Source organism: Arthrobacter sp. UYP4 (assembly GCF_057291175.1).
In genome coordinates, this window is record NZ_JBXAVU010000001.1 from 162,088 (window position 1) to 180,741 (window position 18,654).

Consider the following 18,654-nt stretch of genomic DNA (forward strand, 5'->3'; position numbering starts at 1 on the left):
ACTAGACTGGTCAAGTTGCTTCGGCGGGGTGAAGGCCTCCTGGAGCAGCACGGCACGGGGCTATGGCGCAGCTGGTAGCGCACCTGCATGGCATGCAGGGGGTCAGGGGTTCGAATCCCCTTAGCTCCACCACGAACCGCTGGAATCAGGGTGAAGGTCCTGATTCCAGCGGTTTTTTTCTTGCCCTGAACTACGGGATGCACTCCTTCTGCCATCCCCGACGAGGTCCTGTTCGAGTGATGCCCTCAGCCTCCGACGCCCGATCCTGTTCCCCACAGCGGATGACTCGCGATCACCACGCCAAGAAGGAGGGTCGTCGCTCCGACACTGCAAGCGTCCCAGCGACTGACGGACCGATGAGCGTGAAGCTGCACGCCCAGCGTCACCAGCTGGGCACCCAGGAGCAGTAGTGCCCAGACGATCACCACCCACCCTCCGAGCCACAGAAGCGTCGAGACCTGCTCGGCCGCCTCACTGATGAAACCGATCCGCTCGGCCATCAGGAGAGCGGCCCCACCACCCAGGGCCAGCACCGGCGCAACGACCGGCACGACCGGCACGACCGGCAACCGACTCGCAGGGGCTCGATCCATGCAGTCAACCTACGCTCGAGCTGTGCGTCGAGCAACGGTATGAACGGTGCACGCGTCACCCTCCCACCCGACCCGGCAACCCTGTCCGACGGCGCTGCCCGTGCCCGTGCCCGGGACGTAGGACGGAACGCGACCTCCCACCGGTTGACGATTCCGCTCGAGAGCAGTCAGAGCGAGTCCAACCGGCGCAGCAAGGGCCGCAGTTCATGACGATCGATCTGCACCAGGGATTCGACGTCGCGGCCGAGGAACTGCCGGAGGACTCGGCGATAGTCCGACGGGGACAGACCCGTGTTGTGCAGGGCCTGCCGTACGTGGACTGCCTCGGCCAGTCGGAGCCCGACAGTGATGGAACGCGAACGTCCTGCTGCGTGGACGGTCGATCCTGCAGGGAGGACCGACAGGGCGTGAACAGGACGAAGATCGAGATCGAAGCTCATGGGTCCGACGGTAGGCAGGGATGCTGACAGCCATCGGGAGATCGCGTGTCAGCGGCGTGAACGCAGCCTGTACTGATGGGAACCGAATTCCGGCCGATCACGGTGTCCGTGGAACGGTGCCGCTACGCTGCCCGTCACGATCGGTGCATCCGGGGACCGAAAGCGTGGGCGAGGAGATTCCCGGCATGAGGATTGGGCAACCACAGCAGCTTGTGCTCACGTCCGTCGGTCATCCTGATGTGCAGGCGGGAAGAGCTGATTCCGTGCCGATAGTCGAGGGAGTCGATATCGTCGCGGCCGAGAATCAAGGCCTTCGGCTGACCGTCGAGCTCGCCCTCCCAGGTGTCCTTCTCGACCACGACCACCGCGCCTGGTGCGGGTCGACCACTGGCGAATTTCTTGCCCGCCGCCTGCACTGCGAGGAGCCCCAGACCTCCTGCCGCAGCGACGGCACCGCCCATCGCACCACCTTTCACGGCGGACCTCAGGGTGAGCTCACGCCGACCGATCCGCACCACGTGATGCGGCGTCAGCCGCAGTTCACCATGGCCCCAGTTCAGCCAGCCCGTCGTGCAGGAGTCCGCCAGGAGGGTGATCCTCATCCCTGCTCCCGCCCAGAAGGTCCTGACAGCACAAGTGAAGTAGGCATCGAGCTCCATTCCGAGAGGGACTGTCGAACAGGGACGCTCCCGGCACTCCCGTGCACGGGAGCCGGCGTGGGCGCCCTGATGCTGTAGAAGCTACGGGGGAGACCTGCAGCGCGCACGAGTACCACCCACCCCACCCGGCCAGCCGGATACCCGCATCTCCCGGCCCACTACGTCCTGTGCGCACCAGCAACAGCCCGTATCCCAGGGGCGGACGATCTCGTACCGCTGGCGTCCAGGCAGCTGGCCCACGGACCAATCGACGTCGGGACGAGGACGCAGGACAGGACTCACCCCCGGCTCCGCCCGCCTCAGGTGGTCGTGAGGTGAGCTCGCCAATCGACACCGTCAACTCCGGGTGATAGTCGGGTCTCCACGTGACGTCCGTTGTCTCACTCGCTCCTGTCGGTCGTTACTGGAGGGCGAGGCGGGGGTCGAGTCCGTAGTGGGCGGGGGCGCCGAGGTGGTCGCGGAGGGTGGCGCCGTCGTAGTCGTGGTGGTAGACGCCGCGCTCCTGCAGGAGGGGGACAACTTCGTCGACGAAGGTGTCGATGCCGTCCTCGTTCACGTCGATGGACACCCAGAATCCGTCGCAGGCCCCGGCTTCGAACCATTCCTGCAGGTGGTCCGCGGTTTCCGATGCGGTACCGACAGGGGTGGGGTGGTAGTCGATGACGCCGTGGGCGAGGATGTCGCGGAGCGTCCATCCCTCGCGTGCGACCTCCAGGGCTCGTGGGGAGCGGGGATCGAATGGGCTCGCTGAGGCAGCAGCCAGCTGAGCGGGTGTGAGGGGTTGGTCGAGCTGGCTCGGGTCGAGCTGGAGGCTCAGCATCGAGCCGAGGTAGGGGACGCGGGATGCTGCCGTGAGCTCTGCTAGCTGCACGCGCCGGTCCAGGGCTGCGCGTCTGGTCCTGCCGACGGCGGGCATGACTCCGGCGAAGAACTTGATCTCGTCGGGGTTCCGCCCTGCTTTCGCTGCGGCGTCGCGGTAGGCCTGGCGTTGCCTGCGGGCGTCGTCGATGGTGAATGTGGCGCCGATGACGCCGTTGGCGTAGCGTCCGGCGATCTCGAGCCCGTTGGCGCCTCCTCCGGCGGAGAAGATGACGGGCTGGCCCTGCTCGGACGGTGGGATGGGCAGCGGTCCGCGGGAGGCGACGTACTCGCCCTGCATGTTGATGGGCCGGATCTTGTCGGGGTGAGCGAACCGCCCGGTCTTCTGGTCCTTGATCCACGCGTCCTGCTGCCAGCTACCCCAGAGGGCCTGGGTGATCTGGATAGTCTCGTGGGCACGCTGGTATCGCTGCGGCCGGGGCGCGATGCCCTGGCCGAAGTTCGCTGCCGCGTTGGGATCACTGGTGGTGACCGCATTCCATCCGGCGCGTCCGTGACTCATCACGTCCAGGGCCTTGAACTGCCGGGCGATGTTGAAGGGCTCGTTGAACGTCGTGGACCCGGTGGCGACGAGCCCGATGCGCTCTGTGGCCCGGGCGATCGCCGCGAGGGTCATCATCGGATCGAGGGTGATCTGCGGTGCTTCATGATCCACGTCGGCCTGTAGTCCGGGGAAGTCCGGGAGGAACAGGAAGGCGAACTTCCCGCGCTCGGCGGCCTGCGCGTACCGGACCTGCGCGTCGAAGCTCGCATAGTTCGCCGGGTTCACGTTGGGGGCCCGCCAGGCTGAGCTCTGGGACCCGTAGCCGTTGCCCAGGTGCATACCCAGGATCATCTGCGACTTCTTCAAAGGTTCTCCTCGTACACGTGGTCGTTACCAATGCCTGATGCTCGTAGCGCGTGCTGGTCGCTCCGGCCATCTTGATAAGTGTCAACGTTGCCACTAATGTGAAGGTCAAATCGGCGGTTCCGATCACATGTCCCGGAGGTCCAATGCGTATCGGCGAGCTCGCCCAGAAGACGGGCGTTCCTGCCCGGATGCTGCGGTATTACGAGGAGCAGGGCCTCATCTCGCCCCGGCGTCTGGACAACGGGTACAGGACGTACGACGACTACCTGGTGGACCGGGTGAAGAAGGTCCGTGGGCTGGTGGACTCGGGAATCCCGACGCGGATCATCTCGAGTATCCTGCCCTGCCTGGACCAGCCGCAGACCATCGTCGTGAGGAACGCCGAGCCCGGATTGCGGGAGCTGCTGGTGACCGAGCGGGACCGCATGTCGGAGAAGATCGATTTCCTCACCCACAACCGGGACTCCATCACCCGGTACATCCAGGCCATCGACGAGGCCGGCTCCCAGGAGCGGCCGCTCAGAGCAGGGTGAGCCTGCGCTGACACAGCACGGGGCCGGTGGTCCGCTGTCTTCGTGGGATCCACGCGGATCACTCGTCATGGGTGGTGCGGGCCTTGCTGACGAAGAGCGCGCCGACGACGGCGCCGAGGGCGAGGATCGCAGCGACGGTGAAGGCGGCCTGTCCGGCGTCGATGCTCTGGGCGGCGCTGAGGGCACCCGCCTGAGGAGCGTTCGCGCCGATGGTGAAGGCGGAGATGAGGATCGCGCCTCCCGCCGCGCCGGCCAACTGCTGGACGGTGGAGAACGCTGCGGTGCCGTGCGGGTAGAGCTCCGCCGGCAGTGAGCCCAGGGCGGAGGTCGTCATCGGCGCCCACATCAGTGCCTGCGTTCCGGTCATGACGAGGTAGACGCCCAGGACCAGCCACACACTCGTGTTCTCGTCGATGGTCGTGAGGAACCAGATAGTCCCCACCCAGATGATGGAGCCGGGAATCGCCAGTGGCTTGGGCCCTACCCTGTCGTAGATGCGTCCGCCGAGTGCGGAGACGATCGCGATCATCGCCCCGCCCGGGAAGAGGAACAGGCCCATCTGCAGGGTGTCCAGTCCGAGGACGGCAGTTAGGATCAGCGGCAGGACCAGGACCACGCCGAAGCCGTTCAGCGCGACGAACGTCATCACGATCGTCGGCATGACGTAGGCGCGGGTGGAGAAGATCCGCATGTCCAGGAATGCACTCCCGTTCTTCTGCAGCTTCACCTGCCGGTGGACGAAGGCCGCCACGCCGGCCAGGCCGATGAGGATGGGGATGGAGGGCGCGACCGGTGCGTGGCCGGAGACCGATTCGCCGATCGATGCCAGGCCGAAGACCAGCCCGCCGAACCCGACGACGGACAGCAGCACGGACACCACGTCCAGGCTCACCCGCTCGGGTGTGGTGACGTTCCGTAGCTTGAGCGCGCCCAGCGCCAGTGCCACCACGACGATGGGCAGCATGAGGAGGAACAGCCACCGCCAGGAGAGCTGGGACAGGATCACTCCCGAGACTGCGGGTCCGACCGCGGGTGCGATGGCGGGCACCGCCGTGACGAGGGCCATCATCCTGCCCCGCCGCGACGCCGGCACCAGGCGCATGGTCGTGGTGATCAGCAAGGGCACGAACACCGCTGTACCGATCGCCTGGATGATCCGGCCGGCGAGAAGCACGCCGAAGCCCGGAGCCACCGCGGCGATGACCGTGCCGAGAAGGAAGAGCGACATCGAGCCGAGGAAGATCCCACGCGTGGTGAACCTGCGCATCACGAACCCCGTCGCCGGAATGAGCACCGCCAGGGTCAGCAGGTACCCCGTCGTCAGCCACTGACCCGTCGTCGGGGTGATGTCGAGGTCCGCGATCAGCGTCGGCAGGGCGACGCCGAGCATCATCTCGTTCAGCAGGACCACGAACGCCGAGACCATCAGCAGACCGATGATCATCGCGCTTCCGGGCGCCATCCGATCACCAGGAGCGCCGGCAGCAGGCATGGTCTCATCCGGGCCTGCGTCAGGCGTGTAGGCGGCTGCGGCGTCGGGGAGTGGGTGGGGTGCGGTCAGGGCTGTCTCATTCGGTGTCGATCCCGGCACGGGGTTCTCCTGGTCATGACGAAGGGGTCGGAACGAGGCTCGTCGACGGCGGTGGCGCAGGGAGTGCGCGTGAGCGGTCGGCCGCTCGCGGCGTACTTCTGGGCTGCGCGGAACGCGGCCTGGCGGAGCCTCACGTCCTATCGTGCAACCTTCTCATTAGTGGCAAGGTCAAATCCGGAGGGCTGAGACACTCGTCACACGACATCTGGCGGGCGCTCGCCGTCGCCACGATTTGACCTTGCCATCGGTGGAACGTTGGAGACTGGGAACCCACAATGGGTTCGATGGAAGGACATTCATGAAGATCGGCATCCTCGGAGCAGGATTCATCGGTTCGACGCTGGCGCGCAAGCTCGCGGAGGCAGGGCATGAGGTGAAGGTCGCCAACTCCCGCGGCCCGGAGACCATCGATGCGGCCGTCCTGGTGACAGGGGCGACTGCGGTCGCATCGGCCGACGTCGCCCGGGACGTCGACGTGCTCGTCACGTCGATTCCACTCCGTCGGATGACGGGCATCCGCGCCCTCGTCGAGGGGCTTCCCGCGCACGCGGTCATCATCGACACGTCGAACTACTACCCGCTGCGCGACGGCCACATCGAAGCCCTCGACAGCGGGCAGGTGGAAGGTCTGTGGGTCGGCGAACAGATCGGGCGCCCCGTCACGAAGGCCTGGAACGCGATCCTCTCGGGCACCTTCGAGACCGAAGGACGACCGGCAGGGCAGGCAGGCCGCCTCGCCATTCCTGTCGCAGGTGACGATGCGGTCGGCAAGCGGGCTGCGATGAGCCTGGTGGAGGACACGGGGTTCGATGCCGTCGATGCCGGCTCTCTCTCCGAGTCGTGGCGCCAGCAGCCTGGCACCCCCGCCTATTGCACCGCCCTGACCCGGGACGAGCTGCCGGCAGCCCTCGCGCGGGCCCAGAAGGACCTCCTGCCCGCTCGACGTGACCAGGCCATGGCGGCCATCGGGGAGAAGTTCGAATCACTGACCTCCGAGGAGATCGCTGCCCTCAACCGATCCATCTACGCATGAGCGCGGGGGACGGGTCGGAGCCCCTGGGAAGGGGGCACCTCGTATGCCGGAGGTACGGGAGGCTCGCTGGGTAGCAGGATGCAGCGGAGAGGTCGCGCTCGAGCGTCAGTGCAGGACGTCGTGTTCTAGCCGACGGTGGCTGAGCCGGCGAGGACGGCGGGGAGAAAGCCGGGGAATGCCTTCTCCATGTCGTCGAGGCGGAGGAGGTTCATCCTTGCGTTGCCGACGACTTCGCGGATCATGACGCGGAGGCGCGAGAGCCCGTCTGGTCAGGACCACCGGACGCGTGGTTCTGGAGCGTGGTGACGACCGTGCGGACGGCAGTACGGTGGAGGGCTTCGGGGCGGCAGAGGATGTCGACGTGCCGGGCGAGGGGTAGGTCGTGGAGCGATTTCAGGACGATCCCGCTGCCCAGTGGTGGCGGTGCGGTGCGGCGGGGCATCAGGGCGATCGCAGAACCGGCCGAGACGATTGCGGCCGCGATGAGGAACTCGTTGATGCGGTGCGTGACCGTCGGGGGTCTGCCGGCATGAACGGCGATGGCTTGCAGGGCGGACTCCAGTGGGTATCCGTCCTGGACGGACACCCACTCCTCATCGAGGAGGTCTGCGACACCCACACTGGGGGCGAGGGCGAGCCGGTGTCGGTCCGACATGGCCACGTCCAGGGGTTCATGCACCAGGGGTAGGACGGAGATGGTGTCCGGCCACGGCTTGCTGTGTTCGAGGCGGTGCGCGATGACCAGGTCGTAGTCGGCGGCGAGGGCGGGAAAGGCGTCCTGTCCCACGTCCCTGTCGTGCAGGACCACCCGCGGGTTCCCGTCGGCGGACAGAGCGTGGAGGAGGGGGCCGAACCAGGTCAGGCCGGCACTGGTGAACGCCGAGATACTCACCGTCGCGGTGGGGTCCTGCACGTACCGGCTGACGGCCTGCTCGGCGGAGCTCATCGCGACACTGATGTCCACCGCAGCTGATGCCAGGGCCCGGCCGGCGCCTGTCAGGACAAGGTTCCGTCCCTTGCGTTCGGTCAGGGGGACCTCGACCCTGCGTTGCAGGGCAGTGAGTTGTTGCGACACCGCGGACGCCGAGACATGGAGGGACCGGGCCACCGCGGCGAGGCTGCCCCGTTCGCCCAACTCGCGAAGCAGCCGCAACTGGTGAAGATCCATAAGCGAATCCTAAACCCCTAGTTCATCAACTACCCTCTCGTCTTACCGATGTTCGACCAGCAGAATGGCGAAGTGCTGTCATCACTGCTGTCCCGGACACCGGGAACCGTCCTCGCCGGTCATCGAGACACGTTCGGGGGGTTTGTTGCTGCACGCCGGGTGGATCTGCTCCTGCTGCTGGTCGCTCTCGTGTGGGGCAGCAGTTACCTCGCGGCCAAGACCCTCACGGAGACCGTCGGGGTCACGGTCATCCTTTCCCTGCGCTTCCTCATCACCACCGTGGCCCTGGTGGCACTCTGGTTGTTCTGGAACCGGCGTAGGGCCTCCCGCCGCGAAACGGTCGTCGGTGCGGTTCTGGGATGCACCCAGGCCGCTGTGCTCATCCTGGAAACCCACGGGATCGCCGGCACCAGCGCCACGAACGCCGGGCTGGTCATCAGTCTCGTCATCGTGTTCACCCCTGTGACCGAGAGCATCGCGTTCCGCGTACCACTGCCGCGCATGGTGCTCATCGCCGGGATCGTCGCGGTCGTCGGCGTGTGTCTCCTCGTCTCCGGGGACGGGTTCGTGGCACCGACGCTCGGGGACATGCTCGTCCTCGCGGCCGCACTCGTGCGCGCTGTCCACGTCACCGCGGTCTCGGTCCTCACCCGGGGACGCGGATTCAGCGCGCTCATGCTGACCCTGACTCAAAGCGCGGTGTGCGCCCTCATCTACACCCTCGCCGACTATCGAGGCGTGCTCCACGCCGTGCGGCATTTCGATACCGGCGAGTGGGTCGGCGTCCTCTACCTCGGACTCGCCTGCAGTGTGTTCGCGTTCCTCGTGCAGACCTGGGCCATCCAGCACACCTCAGCATCGAGGGCCAGTCTGCTCATGGGCACCGAACCCATCTGGGCGGTCCTCGTCGGACTCAGCATCGGGCAGGAAGCACTCGATGTCCTCGGCATCATCGGAGCCGTCCTCATCATCACCGGCACCTACCTCGGACTACGCGCCGAAGCCCGCCACCGGACACCACACGTCCCGGTGCCCGTCTACCCATGACAGTCCGGCTCGCCGTCGCTTCCGTGCATGGTCCAGGACGCCCGCGCATGCCCGGCACGGCGGCCCATCGCTCGGCGGGCAGCGTGGTGCCGGCCTTCCCGGAGCAACCGATCCGAACGCGTCGAACCTCTCGGCGGGCGCCAGGGTGGTCAGAGGGAGCGCAGGAACCTGCGGGCCTGCTCCCTGCCGTCGACCTGGTGGGTGAGTCGCTGTCCAAGCGCTTCGACGACATCCTGGGCGATGGCGTTGACCTTCCGGTTCGTGTCCTGGCTGTGCTGGCTCATCACGTCGAACGCATCCTGGAGGCTGATACCCATGCGGCCGGCGAGGATCCCCTTGGCCTGGTCGATGGTGCTGCGCTTGGCGACCGAAGCGGCGACTGCTTCGTTCGCGAGCCGGTGGGAATCGGCGTGGATGGAGTGGGTGAGGTCGATCAGCAGGCCCCACACGCCGATGCGTTCCCCGTCCTCCAAGAGTGGCCCTCCCACGACGAGCGTCTGGAAGTCCTTGCCGTTGCGGTCCTGCAGGGTCAGATAGGCGGACAGTGGGCCGTCCAGGTCGGTCGCCTCGGCCCAGAACGCAGCACTGCTCTCACGCATGCTCGGGTGGACGTGGCTCTGACCGAGCTCATATGTCGGTACGATCTCGCCGGGCTCGTACCCGTGCATGAGGAACATCTCGTCGGACCAGTGAAAGGTATCGGTGGCGAAGATGTACTGGAACGTGCCTGTCGGGCAATTCTCGAAGATGTCGGACGGCGCGTCGAAGCCCCGACGGGTCGGAGGCGACGGGTTGGATGACTGCACGAGGAGACGGCTCTCTACGGGACGTCGCAGAGCTGGCTGCTCAACTCTGTTCGTACCGAAGAGTAGCAAGCCTCACCGACACGAGAGTCCACCTACACCTGCCCGGGATGCAGATCGATGCGCGGACGAGCAGCTTCCTCCGGCGGGAGGGTCAGGAGGTTCGGGTCGCATGGACGGCGAGACCGTAGAGGACGGGATCAAGCTCCCACAGCGCCTGTTCCAGGATGGACCGGTCCGCTGCCGGGAGAGGGGCAAGCCCACAGATGTAGGCCTCGATGTCCAGGGGGGTGAGGTTTCCGCACAGTCCGAAGTAGTCCAGCCACAGAGCATAGGGCTGCACCCCGATGAGGTGAGCGGCGTCGGAGAGCGCGGTGTGATGCTCGGCGGCGTTCATCGGCTTGCCCATCACTGCCCCTCCTCACGAGGTCGTGGTTCCACCGTAGACCCATCCGCGTACACCTGCCGGTCGCGTGCCATCCTCGGTCCCCGCATTGCATTCTCATCGTCGTGCAGGGTGCCTCGCCGCAACCGGGTGCGGATGGGGGGTCCCGGACCGGACGAGGCCTGAGCTCGGCGCACCGAGTGACCAGGACGTGACGTGGATCGAGTCCGACGACTGACAAGCGCCTCCGCAGCACAATGCGCCGTGACTCCGGATGGGGCAGAGGTGGGGGGGTAGGGTTGTGAGTTGTCGTTGAGCAGAAGCGGCAGTGCACGAGCGCGTGCGCCCATAGAGATGGGTTCATGCGCCGTCTGCCGATGACTGCCGAGCGAGGTTGATTTCCTTGATGACGAACCGCGAGACTGCTGCAACGGGTACTCACCGTGACGCGACCTCCCAGCGAACACCGAACGATCGTCCCGATGAGTACGGGACAGGGGAGACCGAGTACGGGACCGGCGAGACGTCCGTCGTCCTGCAGAACCTGGTCCTGGACAGCCCCGACGTCGAGGAATTCCTGACCCATCTCGCCCGATTCGCGGCAGAGCGCCTCTCCGGGCACGACTCCACGGTCCGATGCGGAGTGACCCTGCTGCGTCCGAGGAAGCAGGGGACGGCAGCCAGCAGCGACCAGGTCGCCCGGCGGCTCGACGAACTGCAGAACGCGTCCGGGAACGGACCGTGCCTGGAAGCGACCCGCACCGAGATGCGCGTGTACGTGCGCGACGTCGCCGACGACGATCGGTGGCCGGAGTACTTCACCCTGGCCCACGCCCACGGTGTCCGATCGATCCTCGCCGTACCAGTCCTCCTCAGCGGGGAAGCGGCGGCCGCCGTGAACCTGTACGCGGACACACCGGATGCGTTCGGACCGGAACGGATCGCCCTGGCGCAGCAGTTCGCCGACGAAGCATCCCAGGGGTTGCGATTGGCCGTGAGGATCGCGCACCTGACCGACACGGGACAGAATCTGACGGTCGCGATGACCTCGCGGACGACGATCGATCTCGCGGCCGGAATCATCATGTCCCAGAACACGTGCAGTCAGCATGAGGCGATGACCATCCTCAAAGCCGCCGCCAGCGCCAGGAACAGGAAGCTCCGCGATCTGGCTGCGGCCGTTGTCGCTTCCGTCAGCGGGCAGGCACCGGTCACACACTTCGAGCACTGATCGGGCAGGTGGTCGGGTCTGCGACGGCGGTCCGGCCGCGCTGGTGTCCCTCACCGCGCACCGGAAGCGACGCGTCGCGAGCCGGGACCTTCCGGTGGAATGCATCACCGCTGTACTGTGATCGCGTGATCGCCCCCGATATCTCCCAGGACGCCGTCGCCGTCGCGGATCACTACGACGAGCTCGATCCGGTCTATCGTCGCGTCTGGGGCGAGCACGTCCATCACGGGCTATGGACGACAGGGCGCGAGACGCCCGCCGAGGCCGTCGAGGCGCTCGTCGACACTGTCGGCGACCGGCTGCATCTCTCGCCCGGCGAGCGGTGTGTCGACATCGGCTGCGGCTAAGGATCCACCGCACGGCGGCTCGCGGCGACGCGCCAGGTCATCGTCACCGGCTTCACGCTCTCCGCCGCGCAGGTCGACTATGCCGCCGCACATCCCGTCCCCGACGTGGAGATCACGCTTCGTGACTGGCTCGTCAACGGACTGGCCGACGCATCGGCCGACGCGGCCTGGGCGATCGAGTCGAGCGAGCACATGGTCGACAAGCCCGGGTTCTTCGCCGAGGCGCATCGTGTCCTGTCACCCGGCGGCCGTCTGGTCGTCTGCGCGTGGCTCGCCGAGACCGACGCGAGCGACGTGAAGGTCCGCCATCTGCTCGAGCCGATCTGCCGCGAAGGGCGTCTGCCCTCCATGGGCACGCGCGAGGAGTACGAGGCGATGGCGCGAGCGGCGGGCTTCGCGGTCACCGGTTACGAGGACGTCAGCCGCAACGTCGCGCGCACATGGTCGATCTGCGCCCGCCGCATCGCGAAGGCCTTGCTCGTCGATCGTGAGACCCGTCGTCTCGCGATCGGTGGACGGAATCGCATCTTCCTCCTGAGTGTGCCCCGCTTGATCCTGGCCTACCGCACCGGTGCCATGCGCTACGGGATCTTCACGCTGACGAAGGCGGAGGACGGCGGAGCATCACGCTGAACGGTCCGACCGACGTGGCACGAGCCACTGTTCGCCGGCGCTCCTCCGGGCGAGCACGCACGTGCGACCGTTCGCATGAGGAGGCCGGCCCTGGATCGGCTGCCCGGCGTCATGGTACCCGTCCGGTCCTCTGATACCCGGGTCCCGACGGATCCTAACGACGGCGCCGAGCGTTCCGATAGTAGGCCGCACACAGGCATGACAGGCCCCGGGGTCGCCCCGGTCTGGACAGGGCCCGGACTGCAGACGCCATCTGCCCGTACGAAGGACCGAGATTGTTCACGAACCACCTCCGCCGATCCGTGGCGGCCGCTGCTGTCACGGCCGCCGTTCTGCCCCTGCTCGCAGGGGTGGCGCTGCCGGCCACGGCGGCGACGACCGTCTGCACGCCGATGACGCAGAGCGTCCACCAGAGCATCAACCCCACGTCCGGGGCTTCCCTGCTGACCACGTCGTCGACCGAGGTGACCAGCGCGGCCACCAGGAACGGCTTCACCGACAAGCGCGGTGTCGTCTTCAAGGTCTCCCCGGCGGCGAGGCCCGGACTGGTGCCCGTCCATCGGATGTACAAGGGTGGTGACTTCCTGTTCGTCGCCGATACTGCCGGCGTCGGTGAGTACGAGAACGCACAGACCAGGTACGGGTATGTCAGCCAGAAGATCGAGTTCTACGCCTCCGCGACGAAGGTCGGCTGCGGGCTCGAGGTGCGCCGCTACCAGAAGGGCGCCCTCCACCGTTTCTCCGCATCACCGGCGGACCAGGCGAAGCTCAAGGCCGCCGGCTGGAAGGACGAAGGCGCCAAGTTCTGGGCGCAGACCGCCGTCGCTCCGGCACCTGTTCCGGCCCCCACCGCGGCTCCGGTGCCCGCGCCGACGACCGCTGCCCCTGCACCGGTCGTGACCCCGACGCCCGCGCCGACACCGGTCCCGACCCCGGTGCCGACGGTGGCTCCCACGCCGTCCCCGTCGCCGTCCCCGTCACCGTCCCCGACTCCGGTCGTTCCCGCCCCGGCCCCGGCACCTGTCGTTCCGGCTCCCGCACCTGCTCCTGTCGTCCCCGCTCCGGTCGCAGTCGCGGCGTCCGGTTCCGCCCCCGTCGGCACGACGTCGTACCCCGTCCCCGCGGACGCGATCTTCGTCGCCGGGAACGGGAGCGACACGGCGCGCGGCACGCAGGACTCACCGCTCAAGACGATCAAGGGCGCGGTCACGAAGGCCGTCAGCGGGCAGACCATCGTCCTCCGCGCCGGTTCGTACCTCGAAGCGGTCAAGATCCCGTCCACCAAGCGCATCACGCTCCAGGCGTTCCCTCACGAGGAGGTGTGGCTCGACGGCAGCGTCCTGGTGTCCGGTTTCACGCCCGAGGGGAGGGCCTTCGTCGTCGACGGCTGGACGGCCGAGTTCGACGCGAGCCCGACATACACCTGGGGCAGCGCCGACGGCACCCAGCCGGGCTGGTCCTTCGTCAACCCCAGCCGCCCCATGGCCGCGCACCCGGACCAGGTGTGGATCGACGGCACGGCCCAGCGCCAGGTGAGATCCCTCGCCGACCTGACCGCCGGCTCCTTCTACGTCGACTACGGCGCTGACCGCCTCTTCCTCGGATCGGACCCCGCCGGCAGGCAGGTCAGGGCCGGTTCGATCGCCAAGGCCATCTCGGTGCAATCCGCCGGCTCGGAGCTCAAGGGCATCGGTGTCCGCCGCTTCTCACCCTCCGTGCCGCACATGGCCGCAGTGACCCTGGAGAGCAGCAACATCGCGGTCGAGAACGTCGTCATCGAGCAGACCTCCACGACCGGACTCGCGGTATCCGGGACGGACGTCCGCCTGAAGGGCATCACGCTCACGCAGAACGGCATGCTCGGCGCGTCCGCGACGTACGCCGACCGGCTGTCGGCAACCAACCTCAAGGTGACGGACAACAACACCGAGGGATTCAACAGTGCACCGGTGGCGGGTGGCTTCAAGATCGGCCGCACCCGGACCGTGCAGGTCCAGGACAGCACGTTCACCGCGAACAACGGCACCGGACTCTGGTTCGACGAGTCCGTGGTCGATCTCACCGCGTCCGGGAACAGGATCACCGGGAACAGCGGCCACGGGATCTCGGTCGAGATCTCAGCCCGTGCCGTCGTCGCCGGGAACGTCATCGCCGGGAACAAGGGCCACGGCCTGAAGATCAACAACACCAGCGACGTCGAGGTCTGGAACAACTCGTTCATCAGCAACGGGCGACCCGTCAACATCGTCCAGGACGCACGACGCGCCGCGGACCGCGGCACACCGGGCCACGACCCTCGCCAGGCGTTCCCTGATCCGACGATGACCTGGATCAACGGTCCGGTGACCGTCCGCAACAACGTGATCAGCGGTACCACCGGCAATTGCCTGCTGTGCGTCGAGGACTACTCGGGCCAGTTCTCGGCGGAAGCCATGGGCGTGACGACGGCGGGCAACGTCCTGCACCGCGCGACGGTGTCCGCTCCCACCTGGCTCGTGGTCTGGTCGCGGGGCGCCGGCAACCCGGCCGTCTTCACGACCCTCGACACGTTCAGGGCCGCGACGGGACAGGGGAGGAGTGACACGGAACTGACCGGGGGAGCCGTCGCCGACCCCGCCACCTTCCGCGTGAGTGACAGCGCGCGATCGGCGGCCGTCGCCCAGCCGCTTCCCGCCCGGATCGCCGGCCTCCTGCGGCTTCCTTCAGGGACATTGCTGACCGGACCCGCCGCCGGCTGACGCACGTCCGGCCGCTGCCACCATCGACGCCGGGACCTGACGGCGGGCCCGGGCGTCAGCAGTGGTTGTGGCGGCCCGAGGCGGGCTCGAGCTGCAGGGTGGAGTGGCGGATGTCGAAGTGGTCGCCGATGCACGTGTTGAGGTCGCTGAGGATCCGGGGGGCGGATCCGTTGTCGAAGGCGTCGTCGTCGACCTGTACGTGCGCGGTGAGTGCGGGCAGGCCCGAGGTGATGGTCCAGGCGTGCAGATCCTCCACCAGCACCACGCCCGGGACCTCCTCCATGTGTCGGCGCACTTCGGCCAGGTCGGTGTCACTGGGGGTTGCCTCCAGCAAGACGAGCACCACGGCTTTGAGCAGGCCGTAGGCGCGCGGGAGGATCAGCAGGCCGATGGCGATGCCGGCCAGTCCGTCCGCCGCCAGGAACCCGGTGGACCAGATGACCAGGGCGGCGACGATCACCGCGGCGGAGCCCAGCAGGTCACCCAGCACTTCGAGGTAGGCGCCGCGGACATTGAGGCTCTCCTTCTGCCCGCCCGCCAGCAGGCGCAGGGCGACGATGTTCGCGACCAGGCCGAGTGCGGCCGCCACCAGCATGACCGGTGCGTCGACGTCGGCCGGGCCCAGGGCCCGCCTGGTTCCCTCGATGAGCATCAGGACCCCGATGACAGCGACGACCAGGCCATTCACGAGGGCGGCGAGGATCTCCACGCGCTTCCACCCGAAGGTGCGGCGCTCGGTCCCGGGTCGGGCCGCCAGGCCCGTGGCGACGATCGCGATCGCCAGACCCGCCGAGTCGCTGAGCATGTGTCCGGCATCGGCCAGCAGTGACACCGATCCGGACGCGAGTGCGCCGACGACCTCGATCAGCATCACCGATACGGTGATGGCGAGTGCCCCGATCAGCCGTCGCCGGTGGGATCCGCCGGCGGTCGGAGCAGTGCCGATCCCATGGCTGTGGCCGTGGCTGTGGCTGCCACTCATCGCCCACCGCCCGGCAGGCGGGCGGAGTCCCGGTCCGTCCCTGATGCCGCATGGTGGTCGAGCGGATCCTGGTCCGGTCCGTGCGGATCGATCAGGCGTTCGCCGGCGTGCAAAAGTTCATCGAGGCCGGAGGTGGCCAGCCGGTACAGGGTCGCACGACCGTCGGGGGCCGCCTCGACGAGGCCGGCACCCTTGAGGACCGCCAGATGGGCCGACACCGTGGACTGGGCCAGGCCGAGATGCGCGGAGAGCTCGCCCACCCGGTGCGGGCCGTCCGCCAGGCAATGCACCAGGGACAGCCGGGCAGGCTCGGCCAGCGCACGGAACAACCGCGCGACCGCGTCATGCTGGTGCAGATCGTAATTCATCGCCATCCAACGATTATATCGGCATCGATCGATCGGAAGGAAGCGTCGGGTCCGTCTGCAGCCGCGACGGCCGGGATGGTCGGGGTTCCGCCTGTCCCGTGCCGGAGCACTTTGCTCCACGCCGGAACCCGACTACTCCTGCGACGGTTCCGCACCCTCGGCGGTCGTCCGGGCATACGATTCCGAGACCCGGCGGTAGACAGGCGTCAGGAACGCCAGCACCGCGGCCGCGATGATGATGATCCCCGCCACCAGGAACACGAGGGCGATGCCCCGGGAGGTGCCCTCGCCCAGCAGGGGGGCGAGGTGCGAGCTGCCCTCGGCCGATCGTGCATAGGGGATGATCCAGAACTGCGCGATCGGCGCGATCAGGAACGCGGTGACGGGCGCTGCCGCCGATTCGAACGCCATGGCGAATCCGAATACACGCCCCTGCCGCTGCAGGGGGACCACCCGCTGGATGACCGTCTGCTCGGCGGCCTCCACGAAGGGGACCAGGACGAGGTAGAGCCAGATGCCGGCGACGTACAGCCACGCCCACTCGCGCACCGTGAAGGCCGCACCGACGATGCCCATCAGGACGACGGCGATGAGCATGGTGCGCAGCGGGTTGGCTCCGAGGCCGAACTTGCCGATCAGGGCGCCGCCCACCAGGAACCCGGTGGCGCCGACCGCGAACCAGGTCCCCCACAGCTCCACGGGGAACAGCTCCAGCCCGTAGGGGTCCATCAGGGCCATGTAGACGCCGCCCACGAAATTGTTGAACGTGGAGAACAGGATCAGCGCGAACAGGCCTGAGATGGCCAGGACGGCAGCGAAGGAGCCACGCAGGTCGAAGCCGCCGTGGGCGTCCGTCGCGGCCGCGCGCACCTCTTCGGGCATGCGCAGCGTGAGCAGGTGCGCGAACGCGAGAGCCGTGAGCACTAGGGCGACGACGATGGTCCAGCCCATGCCGATCAGCCCGACCGACAACCCGGAGAGCACCGAGGTCACGATGAACATGAGTCCCTGCACCATGCCCACCAGCCCGTTCGCGTTGGCCCGCCGGTCCGGTTCGATGAGGATGGTGACCGTGGTGGCGAGGGCGATGTTCCGCATGTTCTCGACGACGGCACCGATCAGGATGATCAGGGTGAAGGCCCAGAACCACGGCTGTCGCAGATCCAGCAGGGTGGCGGCGGGCGTCAGCAGGAACATCCCTCCGGACAGCACGAACATCACCAGCGTGAAGCCGGCGGCGAAGCGCATCACGGCCAGCTTGCGGTAGCGGTCTACGAAGGTGCCGAAGCTGATGCTGGAGAGGGCGATCAACAGCATGTAGGCACCGCCGATCACTCCGGTGGCGATCACGTTGCGGGTCTGCAGGTAGGCCCAGAACGTGAGGGCGAACCACAGGTAACTGGTCGTGATGTTCGCGACCCCGGTGTTCACCAGGATGCGCAGAAAGGTGCGGGACCGCTCCGCCGGACTGCGGACGGACGTGTGGAGCGACTCGCTGTCGGGCCGGTCCTCGGAGTCGCCGGGCTGCCGAAAAGGGACGGCGACGTCCTCGGAGAGGCCCGTGCTGCCATGCGGAACCGCAGCGGCCCCCGGCGGGACCGGTTCCTGCCCGGTCATGCGCCCCAGTGTACTGAGAATGAACCGGGACGGGAACGCTTGCCGCAGGGCAGGATGGACGTATCGGGACGACGAAGGAGGACCGTACTGTGGCGCCGAATGCCCCGGAGCAGCATCCCGTCCTTCTGCGGTATCCCCTCCGGGGCCTCCTCCTGGTCCGCAACAGCCCGGCCCGGAGGGTACCCAGTCACGGCACCGATCGGATGGGGACCACCTGCGCCATCGACCTCGTGCCCGTCGATGCTCGCCACCGTACGGCCGGTTGGGGCTGGCGCGCGCTCGTCGCGACGGAACCGCCGGAGGACTTCTTCGGGTTCGGGGTCCCGGTACTGGCACCCTGCACGGGCGTCGTCGTCGTCGCCCACGACGGCGAGAGTGACCACGAGGCCCGCCGGTCGCAGCTCCACCTGCTCGCCTACGCGCTGGGCCAACCGCGCCGTCTCCGGGACGGTGCGGGTGCGATTGCTGGCAATCACGTCGTCATCGCCCTCGCCGCGGGCGGCCCCTTCGTGCTCGTCGCCCATCTGCGCCAGGGTTCGCTCGCTGTCCGGCGCGGCGACCGGGTGACCGCCGGTGCCGTGGTCGGGGAGTGCGGGAACTCCGGAAACAGCACACAACCGCATGTGCACGTCCAGGCGACCGACAGCATCGACTGGCCGCTCGCCCGTGGCCTGCCCATCGCCTTCGAGGGCGCCGCGGGTCCGGAACTCCCCGCCGAATACCGGATCGTCGTCGTCCCCTGAGCCGGTCATCGGTC

General features: G+C 67.8%; 19 protein-coding genes and 1 tRNA gene. 9 read left to right on the forward strand and 11 right to left on the reverse strand.

Annotation, left to right across the window (positions count from 1 at the left end; translation table 11 throughout):
* Positions 1-56: 56 nt before the first annotated feature.
* A tRNA-Ala gene (locus AC0Z9V_RS00665) sits at positions 57-132 on the forward strand.
* A 113-nt stretch (positions 133-245) separates the two neighbouring features.
* Here AC0Z9V_RS00665 and AC0Z9V_RS00670 read toward each other — a convergent pair.
* From AC0Z9V_RS00670 to AC0Z9V_RS00685, 4 genes are all read right to left on the reverse strand, one after another.
* Entirely contained in the window at positions 246-593 is a 348-nt protein-coding gene (locus tag AC0Z9V_RS00670; RefSeq protein WP_133081725.1) for a hypothetical protein, read from the reverse strand.
* Positions 594-760: 167 nt separating this feature from the next.
* Entirely contained in the window at positions 761-1,033 is a 273-nt protein-coding gene (locus tag AC0Z9V_RS00675; protein ID WP_485140401.1) for a hypothetical protein, read from the reverse strand.
* A 134-nt stretch (positions 1,034-1,167) separates the two neighbouring features.
* Entirely contained in the window at positions 1,168-1,692 is a 525-nt protein-coding gene (locus tag AC0Z9V_RS00680) for a hypothetical protein (protein ID WP_485140402.1), read from the reverse strand.
* Positions 1,693-2,092: 400 nt separating this feature from the next.
* Complete coding sequence (locus AC0Z9V_RS00685) at positions 2,093-3,421, reverse strand: NtaA/DmoA family FMN-dependent monooxygenase (protein ID WP_485140403.1); 1,329 nt, start codon at positions 3,419-3,421, stop codon at positions 2,093-2,095.
* A gap of 143 nt (positions 3,422-3,564) precedes the next feature.
* Between AC0Z9V_RS00685 and AC0Z9V_RS00690 the strand changes: the two genes are divergently transcribed.
* Positions 3,565-3,954, forward strand: coding sequence for a MerR family transcriptional regulator (locus tag AC0Z9V_RS00690; RefSeq protein ID WP_133081728.1), 390 nt, complete (start codon positions 3,565-3,567; stop codon positions 3,952-3,954).
* Between the two features lie 58 nt (positions 3,955-4,012).
* On the opposite strand, the gene AC0Z9V_RS00695 is transcribed toward AC0Z9V_RS00690, so the two are convergent.
* Positions 4,013-5,545 carry a DHA2 family efflux MFS transporter permease subunit gene (locus tag AC0Z9V_RS00695; protein WP_485140404.1) on the reverse strand — a complete coding sequence of 511 codons (1,533 nt, stop codon included), beginning with the start codon at positions 5,543-5,545 and terminating at the stop codon, positions 4,013-4,015.
* Between the two features lie 298 nt (positions 5,546-5,843).
* Between AC0Z9V_RS00695 and AC0Z9V_RS00700 the strand changes: the two genes are divergently transcribed.
* The gene (locus tag AC0Z9V_RS00700; RefSeq protein WP_485140405.1) at positions 5,844-6,578 is read left to right on the forward strand and encodes an NADPH-dependent F420 reductase; all 735 of its coding nucleotides are present in this window, start codon (positions 5,844-5,846) and stop codon (positions 6,576-6,578) included.
* A gap of 238 nt (positions 6,579-6,816) precedes the next feature.
* Here the strand turns inward: AC0Z9V_RS00700 and AC0Z9V_RS00705 are convergent, their stop codons facing one another.
* Positions 6,817-7,746, reverse strand: coding sequence for a LysR family transcriptional regulator (locus AC0Z9V_RS00705; protein WP_485140406.1), 930 nt, complete (start codon positions 7,744-7,746; stop codon positions 6,817-6,819).
* A gap of 72 nt (positions 7,747-7,818) precedes the next feature.
* On the opposite strand from AC0Z9V_RS00705, the gene AC0Z9V_RS00710 reads away from it, so the two are divergent.
* Entirely contained in the window at positions 7,819-8,793 is a 975-nt protein-coding gene (locus AC0Z9V_RS00710) for a DMT family transporter (RefSeq protein ID WP_485140407.1), read from the forward strand.
* Between the two features lie 149 nt (positions 8,794-8,942).
* Here the strand turns inward: AC0Z9V_RS00710 and AC0Z9V_RS00715 are convergent, their stop codons facing one another.
* Complete coding sequence (locus AC0Z9V_RS00715; RefSeq protein WP_485140408.1) at positions 8,943-9,599, reverse strand: PAS and ANTAR domain-containing protein; 657 nt, start codon at positions 9,597-9,599, stop codon at positions 8,943-8,945.
* Between the two features lie 151 nt (positions 9,600-9,750).
* Entirely contained in the window at positions 9,751-10,005 is a 255-nt protein-coding gene (locus AC0Z9V_RS00720; protein ID WP_133081734.1) for a hypothetical protein, read from the reverse strand.
* Positions 10,006-10,387: 382 nt separating this feature from the next.
* Here AC0Z9V_RS00720 and AC0Z9V_RS00725 point away from each other — a divergent pair, with 382 nt between their 5' ends.
* From AC0Z9V_RS00725 to AC0Z9V_RS00740, 4 genes are all read left to right on the forward strand, one after another.
* Complete coding sequence (locus tag AC0Z9V_RS00725) at positions 10,388-11,212, forward strand: GAF and ANTAR domain-containing protein (protein ID WP_485140409.1); 825 nt, start codon at positions 10,388-10,390, stop codon at positions 11,210-11,212.
* 125 nt (positions 11,213-11,337) lie between these two features.
* Complete coding sequence (locus AC0Z9V_RS00730; RefSeq protein ID WP_485140410.1) at positions 11,338-11,559, forward strand: SAM-dependent methyltransferase; 222 nt, start codon at positions 11,338-11,340, stop codon at positions 11,557-11,559.
* Positions 11,560-11,598: 39 nt separating this feature from the next.
* A complete protein-coding gene (locus AC0Z9V_RS00735; RefSeq protein WP_485141257.1) occupies positions 11,599-12,192 on the forward strand; it encodes a methyltransferase domain-containing protein in 594 nt (197 codons plus the stop codon).
* 275 nt (positions 12,193-12,467) lie between these two features.
* Positions 12,468-14,930: a right-handed parallel beta-helix repeat-containing protein gene (locus AC0Z9V_RS00740; protein ID WP_485140411.1), complete on the forward strand. Its 2,463-nt coding sequence runs from the start codon at positions 12,468-12,470 to the stop codon at positions 14,928-14,930.
* 55 nt (positions 14,931-14,985) lie between these two features.
* Here AC0Z9V_RS00740 and AC0Z9V_RS00745 read toward each other — a convergent pair whose 3' ends face one another.
* The 3 genes from AC0Z9V_RS00745 to AC0Z9V_RS00755 form a co-directional block, all read right to left on the reverse strand.
* A complete protein-coding gene (locus AC0Z9V_RS00745; protein ID WP_485140412.1) occupies positions 14,986-15,912 on the reverse strand; it encodes a cation diffusion facilitator family transporter in 927 nt (308 codons plus the stop codon).
* Positions 15,909-16,286, reverse strand: a complete 378-nt coding sequence (locus tag AC0Z9V_RS00750) for an ArsR/SmtB family transcription factor (RefSeq protein WP_133081739.1) — start codon at positions 16,284-16,286, stop codon at positions 15,909-15,911. The genes AC0Z9V_RS00745 and AC0Z9V_RS00750 overlap by 4 nt, the downstream gene beginning before the upstream one ends.
* 126 nt (positions 16,287-16,412) lie before the next feature.
* Positions 16,413-17,897 (reverse strand): MFS transporter, encoded by a 1,485-nt coding sequence (locus AC0Z9V_RS00755; RefSeq protein WP_485140413.1) that lies wholly within the window; start codon positions 17,895-17,897, stop codon positions 16,413-16,415.
* A gap of 89 nt (positions 17,898-17,986) precedes the next feature.
* Between AC0Z9V_RS00755 and AC0Z9V_RS00760 the strand changes: the two genes are divergently transcribed.
* Positions 17,987-18,640, forward strand: a complete 654-nt coding sequence (locus tag AC0Z9V_RS00760; protein WP_485140414.1) for a M23 family metallopeptidase — start codon at positions 17,987-17,989, stop codon at positions 18,638-18,640.
* Positions 18,641-18,654: the final 14 nt, after the last annotated feature.